The organism is Pseudogracilibacillus sp. SO30301A (assembly GCF_037072025.1).
Lineage (GTDB): Bacteria > Bacillota > Bacilli > Bacillales > Amphibacillaceae > Pseudogracilibacillus.
This window is the reverse complement of sequence record NZ_JAXHDD010000046.1, coordinates 21,125-31,392: the sequence shown is the minus strand read 5'-3', so window position 1 is coordinate 31,392 and position 10,268 is coordinate 21,125. Positions and strand designations below refer to the sequence as shown.

Below are 10,268 nucleotides of genomic sequence, written 5' to 3'. Positions count from 1 at the left end.
TGATTACAATCATCAGATAACCACCAAAAAAAAGTGCATTTTTTGTGGCTTATTTGGTGTGCCCTTAGAAATATTGTACATAGAAGTGTTTCACTGATTTTGTTTTCACACTAAAACCTACTTAACTGTTTAAAATCGAATTGACAGTATATTAATCTCATGATAAAATCCAAGTAATTATATAGGTTTTAGTTAAATTAATTAAGGGAGTGTTGAAACTTGAGCAAAATTTTAAACGAAGTATTAGAAGCGAATGAAGAATACGTTAAAAACTTTGGAGATAAAGAGAATTTGGCGATGCCTCCAAAGCGTCGTTTTTCGATATTAACATGTATGGATGCACGTCTTGATCCTGCAAAATTCTCTGGACTTACAGAAGGTGATGCACACGTGATTCGGAATGCAGGAGGTCGAGCAAGTGATGACGCTATTCGTTCACTCATTATTTCATATAAGTTGTTGGGAACAAAAGAATGGTTTGTAATTCATCATACTAATTGTGGTATGGAGACATTTTCTAATGAAGTAATTCGTGATTTATTGACAAATAGTTTGGAAACAGCGGAATTGGTAGATGGTCAATGGAAAGACGTAGGAAAAGGGCCGGGCTCAAGAGCGGGAGAATTCGTGGAGTTTTTGACGATTAACGATCTGGAGCAAAGTGTTGTTGATGATGTTGAACGGATTCGTAACCATCCTTTAGTTCCTAAAAGTATACCAATCCATGGCTATATTTACGATGTAAAATCAGGTCATTTAATCGCTGTTCCTAAAGCTAATCAAATTGGACAAGCAACTGAATGAGTAGGAAAAATACTAAAATGATAAAATTGATTTAAAGTTGAAATCTTATGATGAAAGCAAAATTAAAGATAACTTTTATACTTAATCCAAGAAAAAACAATTAGAAAAATAAAAACACCCCCAAGGTTATACTTTTGGTCTAACTTTGAGGGTGCACATCAATAAACGAGTGCTTTTCTAAATAGTCATAAATTTATTTAAGCAGTAACTTCTTTTTTTAGTCTAACTGTTTTTAAAGCACCACTCCACTCAAGAACCTCATCGAGCATTGTGTTTACATTTTCTAGATGTAATTCTTGTGGTTTAAATTTAGTGAAGTTTTCAAAATCAACAAATAAAGATAATGTTGGATGTGTGCGAACATCAGCTACTTTTAATTCTCCTATTATTCCTCGTAAATGTTCCGCAGCCCGGGCACCACCAGTTGAACCATAGCTTACAATTCCGGCTGCTTTATCAAACCAAGCTTCGCGTGCGAAGTCGATAGCATTTTTTAATGCCCCTGAAATACTATGGTTATATTCTTGAACGATAAATACAAATCCATCAAGGCTTGCAAGTTTTTCATTCCATGTAGCAATCCCTGGTTCTGTACCATCTGTCGTTCCCAAAAATGGTAAATTATAATCGGAAATATCTACAATTTCATAGTTTGCATCGTTGCGTTTATCAGCAATTTCTTTTATCCATTCTCCAACTTGTGGACTAACGCGTCCTTCTCGAGTACTTCCTAAAATGATACCTATGTTTATTTTTTCTGCCATGATTATTTCCTCCTTGATTTAACTCTTGAATATTGTGTTTAAAAAACTCATCGAAATTTCACTTGTTCTAAATAAAATAAATACTTATACTTTCAAAATAATGCGGTTCCCAGACGGATCTAGAGTCATGTAAGAACCGTTTTCTTCGTGAACAAATGCTCCAATATTATTTAATTGAGCAATAATTTTATTTCTCTTTTCCTCATTAGAAAGTTTAAGTGTAAATGAGCTCAAACCAACACTATTAGAAGAAGGGGCAGGTGCACCTACACCATTCCATGTATTAAAACCGATATGATGATGGTATTTACCATCGGAAATGAAAAGTGCTTGTGATCCAAATCGATTTACTACCTCTAATTCAAGTCCCTCAGTATAAAATTCTTCTGTCTTTTTTAGTTCGGATACATGTAAATGAATATGTCCCATAAACGTATCCTTTGGTAAGCCATTCCAGCCTTCTTGATTTCCAACAGATAGAAGTTCTTCAAAGTTGATTGGATCAACCGTCATTGCTACTTCACCATTTTTCCAATTCCATTCGGATGGATCACGATCAATATAAATTTCGATTTCATTTCCATCCGGGTCAGCTAAATAAAGAGCTTCACTTACTAGATGATCGGAAGAACCAAATTGTACTCCAATTTTTGCAAAATGACGTACGATGTTTGCTAGATCAACTCGTTGAGGTAGAAGAAGTGCAAAATGATATAATCCAGTTGTTCTTTGCTTTTTTGGAATTACATCTTTAGGTTGCTGAATCGTTAGTAATACTGTCTTTCCATCCGTAGTTAAATTTGCTTGATTTTCCGTTTGATCGAAGATTTTAAAGCCAATTACGTTTTGATAAAACATTAATGAACGTTCTAAATTTTGTACCTTAATATTTACATGATCAACGAATGTAATTGGCTTACGATGAAAATTCATTAACTTCCCCCTTGTGTAAATTAAAATTTTCAGTTTATGATTAAAACTGTATGTAATTTCTTGTGGAAGAAAATACATTCATAAATAGTTTATTCATCCATACTAAATAATTAATTAGTTAGTTACTTTATGTAAGCAAGTGTATAACTATAATTTAGTTTAGTCAAGTAAATTAAGTGTAAAATATAATGAAATCATGAAAAAATATGTATATAATAGTAATAAGGAGCTGATAGAATTGGATAAAACGATTTGTCCGAAATTTGAAAAAGCGATGAGTTTATTGGGGCAAAGATGGACTGGGATGATTATTTATCAGCTGTTAAAAGGCCCACAGCGTTTTTGTCATATTGAAACTACAGTAGGGGTAAGTGGAAGAGTCCTTTCAGAAAGATTAAAGGATTTGGAGCAAGAGGGAATAGTAAAACGTGAAGTATATCCAGAAACTCCTGTTCGAATTGAATACTCATTGACAGAAAAAGGCTTATCCCTACAATCACTTATGAAAGAAATAGAAAAATGGTCAGAAACTTGGGTAGAAGAATAATGAGATTTTTTTAAAGGATAAAGTAGGAAAAGCGAATATCTTTGTACATCTTTTTTAAAGGAGAGTTGTGAAATTGAAAATTGTATCGATGGAACCAACACCGAGTCCATATTCAATGAAAATTAATGTAAATAAAACACTTCCTGATGGTCAGACTGAAAATTACAAAAGTACAGATCTAGAAAATGCACCTGATTATATAAAAAAATTATTCGCTATTAATGGGGTAAAAGGGTTGTATCGCGTGATCGACTTCATTGCTTTGGAACGAAATCCTCGAGTATCGTGGGAAGAGATTTTACCCGAAGTAAGAAAAGTGCTAGGGGCAGAAGAAGAAACGACAGATTTATTTTCAAAAGCTGTAGGTAATTCCGACAAAGAGGATGCTTTTGGAGAAGTAAAAGTATTTATTCAAATGTTTCGTAATCTCCCAACACAGGTAAAATTGCAAGAAGGGGAGAATGAACAACGCTTCGCCCTACCTGAGCGCTTCATGAACGTAGCAATGGAAGCGGCGACTGCTTCTAATAATTATTTAATGGAACGAAAATGGGTCGAACAAAGTGCCAGATATGGAAATATAGAGGAAATTGGTAGTAATGTCGTTGAAGAATTATCTGCAACGTATGATTCCGAGCGACTAAATCAGTTATTGGCTGCTGCTTTAAAAAATGAATCACCGGTTGAAGAACATACAACACAGAACGTTACGCTCGACATGTTAGATCAGCCTAACTGGAGAGAGCGTTATGCTGCGTTGGACAGAATGGACCCAACCGAAGCAGATTTTCCGGTATTAAATAAAGCGCTGGATGATGAACATTCCTCTGTACGCAGGCTAGCTACTGCTTATTTAGGAATGATAGAAGAACCTGAAACACTACCTTACTTATACAAGGCATTAAAAGATAAATCAGTGAACGTACGACGGACAGCAGGGGATTGCTTATCAGATTTAGGATTTAAAGAGGCAATTCCTGAAATGATTAACTCTTTATCAGATAAAAGTCGCATCGTTCGCTGGCGAGCTGCTATGTTTTTATATGAAGTTGGTGATGAAACAGCGATTCCCGCACTTCAAGCGGCGTTAGAAGACCCGGAATTTGAAGTGCGTATGCAGGCGAAAATGGCTTTAGCTCGGATTGAACAAGGAAAAGAAGCGGAAGGCTCTATTTGGTATCAAATGTCACAAGCTACGAAAGAGAAATAATATAATACTGGGTTTGACAGAAGGAAAGTTGATTAGAAAGGATTCTGAATTGATTTTTAACATGTCGAGTGGATTTCAAAGATGTTGATTCGATTTTCAATAAGTGTGGATCTCCAAGAAGGAGAAGTAGATTCTAACATGTCAAGTGGAGTTCCAAGAAATATTGAATATTTTTTCTATGTTTCTTTAATGCCGGAAGAAGAAATGCAATGCGATTACATTCAGTAATTTCAGGTGCCACAGTTTCCAAAACTCTTTTCAATCTCCAACGGCAGCTATATCCTCTTATAATTTCTTTGTTTTCATTCATAAAATATGAAATAACATGCATTTCTCCTATGGAAGAAATATCGAATATCTCTAATTCCTGCATTTTTGTAAAGAAATGTTCTGCTTCTCTTATTTCATCTTGGCAAGTCTTCTCATTTGTTTCATTCCTATTAACCAAGGATTGATAAACATCTATTACTTTATGAAGTTTTCATATAAGGCAGGTTGTTTAGAATCTTCAAACAGCGGATGCTTACATATCTGACCATTAGGATATTCATTATGGATGTCAAAATTCATAATCATTGAAATATGCGATTTAAATGGGAAACGATATTGTTTTGTAGAATTAGTCTTACTTACACGATAAAGATAGTAATCTTCATATGAATCAAATTTAACATCAGTATTCAATATTATTTTGTTTCAGCTTCAACAGTCTTGATTATCATTATTGCCATTATTCCCATTTCCACACCCTACTAAGATAACTTATAGAGCCAATGCCGTTGACATTAACATACTTCTCTTTTTCATAATTTTTCTGCACTTCTTTTTTAGATATAATTATTCCATCTTATTTTCTGTATATACCACAGCAAATATTCATATAAACATATGGAACTCCCTTAATTTTTAAGGGAGTTCCATATGTTTCGTAAATCTTAGTAAAATCAAGAAGCAATTCCACGATTAATTGCATTATAACGCTTATTATTCGTTGCAATGAGGTAAATAGCAATTGCCCAAATGACCACTGCGATAATTGAACCGATATTGAAAATTCCTTTGTCAGCTGTCCAAATGATTGAATAACCAACAGAACCTAGCAATAGCGAGTAATAAACGAACGGGAGAAGTGTTTTACGGATTACATGTCCTTCTTTCCCCATAAGACCAACGACAGCGGATGCAGCGACAACATTATGCACACAGATCATGTTACCGGCAGCCCCGCCGACTGCTTGAATCGCAACCATCCAACTCGGATCGGCGCCGATTCGTTCACCCACTCCATATTGGAAATAGGAGAACATCATATTACTTACTGTGTTACTACCTGCAACGAAAGCACCTAGCCCACCAATGAATGGAGCAAAAATCGGGTAAACTGAACCAGCTAGAGCTGCAACACCATCAGCAAGTGCAATCGGCATTTGTTCATAACCTGCTGTGCCACCGCCAGAATTGATGAATACTTGTACCATTGGTACAGTAAAAACTAATGCTGTTGAAGCAGCAATCATTGTTTTTCCAGAATCTTTCCATGCCCGAGCATAGTCTGATCCTTTCATTCCATGCATGAAATACGTAATAACAGAAACGACGATAAAGATAAACCCAGGCGAGAAAAGTATTTCCCAGTTTGATGTGATTTCAGTGCCAAAAATATTTGGAATCGAAATTTTAGCTGCTTTTAGCCAATCTCCAACAACTGTAAGTCTTGTAAGAAGTAAAAGCAATGCGATTAAAACATAAGGTGCCCATGCACGCATCATGCTAATTTTCCCTGCGTAAAGATCGTTATTTTTAATTTCAACACGGCCTGTCCATGTCGGATCCCAGCGATCTTTTGGTTCAAAGTCCCAAATTTCATCCTCTTTCGGCATAAGAAAGCCTTTTCTAGCAGCCGGAATAACAATCGCTAATCCAATAAGCGCACCTACCAATGATGGAAATTCTGGTCCAAGTGTATTTGCAACAATGATATATGGAATTGTCATTGCAAGAGAAGCAAATAATGCAAATTTCCAGACTTTTAAACCTTCGCTAAATGATTTGTTTTTTCCAAAAAAACGAGTTAACAATGCTACCATAAATAAGGGAATTAAGAGTCCACCAATCATATGGAGAAGTGCTGCTTTCCCAGTAACATCAAAAAGGAATGCTCCCACATCAGAAATCGCAGGATGTGATTCAATACCACTGCCAACTCCAGTGACGACAGGAGTTCCTACAGCCCCGAATGTTACTGGTGTACTTTGGATAACCATTCCGCAAATAACAGCTGCCATTGCTGGAAAACCAAGTCCAACTAAGAGTGGAACGGCAACAGCTGCAGGTGTACCAAATCCAGAGGCCCCTTCAATAAATGAGCCAAAAAGCCATGCAATAATAATTGCTTGAATACGTCGGTCAGGTGTAATATCTGTAAACCCTCGACGAATTGTGTGAAGTCCCCCGCTCTCTTGAAGCGTGTTCAAAAGTAAGATTGAACCCAAAATAATAAATAAAAGTGTTATTGCAGTAATAAGCCCATGAACAGATGCAGCAGCTACTTGCGCAAACGAAACCTTCCAGACAAACAGTGCTATTACAACGGCAACAATGTAAGACAGTGGCATCGCTTTACTTGCCGGCCATTTCAATCCGACTAAGAAGATACCAACAACAATAATCGGAAGAAAAGCCAGAATTGCTAATGTACCAGTACCCATGTAAAATCCCCCTTTTAAAAATAATTATTTTATTATATTAAATAACAATATTTTACCCTTGTCTGTTAAGAAACAAGGTCATAATTTTAATATTGTTATTAACATATTACTTAAAGAAAAAGGGAAGAAAAAAACATTTTTTTGCAAAACTTGATTATTTTTCTACCTTTAAAAAATAGGCTCTGTTAAACAATATTGTTGATATTCCTGCGGGTACGATTTACCTTCCGAGAAGCGGGTGTCATAAATTTTGCACCTGCGTCTTACTAGCTTATGCTCTGGAGAAGGCTTCCTCGGTGCAAGGCGGCGAAGAGGCAGAATCAAGTAGTAGCCTTGCATACGCAAAAAAGGTTCTCTCCAGGCAAAATCGACCCGCTAGCATCCAGTAATCAACATTGTTCATTAACAAAGCCTTAAATTAAGGGAGAACCAAAGGATGATCCATCCCCATATTATTGTGCTTCTGCTTTTTTCAACTCTTGCTTAATCTCAGCACAACGACCTGGTTGAGGGAATAATTTTCCAGGATTCAATAAATCTTCTGGATTGAATACCGCACGAAGATTTGTTTGTGATTCAATTTCTTCATCTGTAAAGATAAAACGCATTTCGGCTGACTTTTCGATTCCAACCCCATGTTCACCTGTAATGGAACCTCCAGCATCTGCACAAACTTTTAAGCATTCGGAACCCGCTTGTGACGCACGTTCACTCTCCCCAGGAACTCTTGCATCATACAATACAAGTGGATGAAGATTTCCATCACCTGCATGAAAAATATTAGCGATGCGAAGCCCGTATTTTTTGCTTACTTCACTGATTTTCGCAAGAACTTCCGGTAATCGGGAGCGAGGAATCACCCCATCTTGAACGAGATAATCAGGAGAAATGGCGCCCATTGCACCGAAACCAGTTTTTCGGTTTGCCCACCACAGCCCACGTTCCGCTTCATCCTTCGCAACTTTCACTTCACGGACATTATTATTTTTGCAAACGGTAAGGATTTCTTCGATTTGATCATCAATTCCCGCAGCGATTCCATCGACTTCAATAAGTAGGAAAGCGGCAATATCTCGTGGATGACCGACTGGAAATGCAGCGCATTCAACCCCTTCAATTGCAGTGGAATCCATCATTTCAAGCGCAGCAGGAATGATGCCAGCAGAAATAATTTCAGAAACTGCCTGACTCGCGTCATTGATGGCATTATAATAAGCGAGTACAGTTTTCTTACCCTCAGGATTTTTTAATACTTTGACAGTAATTTTTGTTACAATGCCAAGCGTTCCTTCAGATCCAGTCAAAAGGCCGAGCAAATCATAACCAGGTCTGTCAGGAATTCCTTCTTCACCCAATTGAATAATTTCACCATTTGGAAGAACGACTTCAAGTCCTAAAATATGATTTGTTGTCACGCCATATTTTAGGCAATGTGCGCCACCCGCATTCTCAGCAACATTTCCACCAATTGTGCACGCATATTGACTCGATGGATCAGGGGCATAATAATAGCCTTTATCTGAAATGGATTGTGTTAATTTTAAATTCACATAACCAGGTTCTACGACTGCTTTTCGATTTTCCAAGTCAAGATGAAGCAATTTTTTCATTCGAACGAGGCTAATAATGACTTCGCCACCAAGCGGTGTCGCACCACCGCTCAATCCAGTTCCTGCTCCGCGTGCAATGTAAGGAATCTGTTCTTTGTTTAAGTATTTAACGATTTGGGATACTTGTTCTGCATCATTTACGAAAACGACAGCTTTTGGTGTCCCTTTCGTCATCGTATACCCGTCACACTCATAAGCGATTAAATCTTCACTTAAATAAAGAACTTCTTTTTCTCCAACAATTTCCATCAATTGACGTACAATGCGATCGGGTTTTTGTTTTCTATGTTTTTTACTAAACAATCATTGCACCTCCCTTACGACTCCACTAGATTGTTTGCTTCTTTTTTCTCTTTTTCATATGCCCAATCAAGCAGTTGAATCGTGTGTACGACTTTTTCACTTCTGCCGTGTTTTTGAACGCCCATTGCGATTTGAAGCATACAGCCGGGGTTCCCCATTGAAATCATTTCCACGTTATCAGGAATATCGTCAATTTTTCGATCAAGAAGCGTTCCTGCCATCTCAGGGTGTGTAAGGTTATAAATTCCCGCACTCCCGCAGCATCTGTCTGCATCCGGCAACTCAACCATTTCTACGCCAGGAATTTCTTTCAATAGTTGACGCGGTTCAAAGCGAACGCCTTGCCCGTGAGCTAAGTGGCATGCGTCGTGATACGTAATTCTTGTTTTCACTTCTGTTTGTGGTCGTTTAAAATCATTGTCATATAAGAACTTCGATACGTCTTCAATCTTCGCTGAAAATTCTTCCGCTAAAGGCAGCATCTCCGGATCGTTGCGAAATAGCTCATGATACTCTGCAAGCGCACATCCACAGCCTGCAGCATTTACGAGCACTTTATCATAATCTTTGAAAGCTTCAATATTTTGTTTTGCAAGTGATTTTCCTGTTTCTCGATCGCCTGCATGAACATGAAGGGCACCACAGCAAGTTTGTTGTTTTGGAAGGGCAACATCAAATCCGTTGTGAGTAAGTACCCGGATTGTCGCTTCGTTAATATCACTGAACATGACGTCCATCACACAGCCTGTAAGCATAGCGATACGGCCTTTCGCTTTACCTTCAGCAGGAACAATTTCAGGGTATCTGCCCAGAACTGGTTTTCCGACCTTTGGAAGAATGGATTCCATATCTTTCAGATGACTTGGCAAAATATTGAATAATCCTGCTTTTCTAGCGACGCTTTGGATGCCGCTCTTTTGATAAATTCTCATTAAGCCACCAAGTTTGCTCATTCGATTCGGATGTGGGAAAAAGCCTTTCAAAATACTTTTGCTAAATGCTCCGGAAATCCCAGTTAATGGCATCGCTTGACGAATTTGTCCGCGTACTTCCTCAATTAAACCGCCAACTTGGACACTTGCTGGGCATGCTGTTTCACAAGCACGACAATCAAGACAAGTAAAGACAGGGTCAGCGAAGGCTTCGTTGACATCGATCTTTCCATCCGCCACCGCTTTTATTAAATAAACACGGCCTCTTGGTGATTGCTGCTCTTCCCCTGTTTCTTGATAGGTTGGACACGCTTCTAAACATAAGCCGCAGTGAACGCAATCCGCCCATTTATTTTCATCGGGTGGATCTTCCCAGAAATAGTTTCCTAGACTTGTCGTATTGCAAGCAATATCTTGCTTCAATGGAATGGATTGTTTTTTCTCGTCAACACTCATT

The 10,268-nt window shown here is 37.7% G+C and carries 9 protein-coding genes; 3 read left to right on the top strand and 6 right to left on the bottom strand.

Annotation, left to right across the window (positions count from 1 at the left end; translation table 11 throughout):
• Positions 1–219: 219 nt before the first annotated feature.
• A complete protein-coding gene (locus tag SPD89_RS17265) occupies positions 220–804 on the top strand; it encodes a beta-class carbonic anhydrase (RefSeq protein ID WP_336263189.1) in 585 nt (194 codons plus the stop codon).
• Positions 805–1,001: 197 nt separating this feature from the next.
• Here the strand turns inward: SPD89_RS17265 and SPD89_RS17260 are convergent, their stop codons facing one another.
• Together SPD89_RS17260 and SPD89_RS17255 are read right to left on the bottom strand one after the other, a co-directional pair.
• Positions 1,002–1,568, bottom strand: coding sequence for an NADPH-dependent FMN reductase (locus SPD89_RS17260; RefSeq protein WP_336263188.1), 567 nt, complete (start codon positions 1,566–1,568; stop codon positions 1,002–1,004).
• 84 nt (positions 1,569–1,652) lie between these two features.
• On the bottom strand, positions 1,653–2,501 hold the full coding sequence (locus SPD89_RS17255) for a VOC family protein (RefSeq protein WP_336263187.1): 849 nt from the start codon (positions 2,499–2,501) through the stop codon (positions 1,653–1,655).
• Positions 2,502–2,739: 238 nt separating this feature from the next.
• On the opposite strand from SPD89_RS17255, the gene SPD89_RS17250 reads away from it, so the two are divergent.
• Together SPD89_RS17250 and SPD89_RS17245 are read left to right on the top strand one after the other, a co-directional pair.
• Positions 2,740–3,048 carry a winged helix-turn-helix transcriptional regulator gene (locus SPD89_RS17250; protein ID WP_336263186.1) on the top strand — a complete coding sequence of 103 codons (309 nt, stop codon included), beginning with the start codon at positions 2,740–2,742 and terminating at the stop codon, positions 3,046–3,048.
• Between the two features lie 73 nt (positions 3,049–3,121).
• A complete protein-coding gene (locus SPD89_RS17245) occupies positions 3,122–4,258 on the top strand; it encodes a conserved virulence factor C family protein (RefSeq protein ID WP_336263185.1) in 1,137 nt (378 codons plus the stop codon).
• Between the two features lie 133 nt (positions 4,259–4,391).
• Here the strand turns inward: SPD89_RS17245 and SPD89_RS17240 are convergent, their stop codons facing one another.
• From SPD89_RS17240 to SPD89_RS17225, 4 genes are all read right to left on the bottom strand, one after another.
• Positions 4,392–4,706, bottom strand: a complete 315-nt coding sequence (locus tag SPD89_RS17240; RefSeq protein ID WP_336263184.1) for a hypothetical protein — start codon at positions 4,704–4,706, stop codon at positions 4,392–4,394.
• 496 nt (positions 4,707–5,202) lie between these two features.
• A complete protein-coding gene (locus tag SPD89_RS17235; RefSeq protein WP_336263183.1) occupies positions 5,203–6,966 on the bottom strand; it encodes an L-lactate permease in 1,764 nt (587 codons plus the stop codon).
• 452 nt (positions 6,967–7,418) lie between these two features.
• Complete coding sequence (locus SPD89_RS17230; protein ID WP_336263190.1) at positions 7,419–8,825, bottom strand: FAD-linked oxidase C-terminal domain-containing protein; 1,407 nt, start codon at positions 8,823–8,825, stop codon at positions 7,419–7,421.
• A gap of 68 nt (positions 8,826–8,893) precedes the next feature.
• On the bottom strand, positions 8,894–10,267 hold the full coding sequence (locus tag SPD89_RS17225) for a (Fe-S)-binding protein (RefSeq protein WP_336263182.1): 1,374 nt from the start codon (positions 10,265–10,267) through the stop codon (positions 8,894–8,896).
• Between the last annotated feature and the right edge of the window lies 1 nt (position 10,268).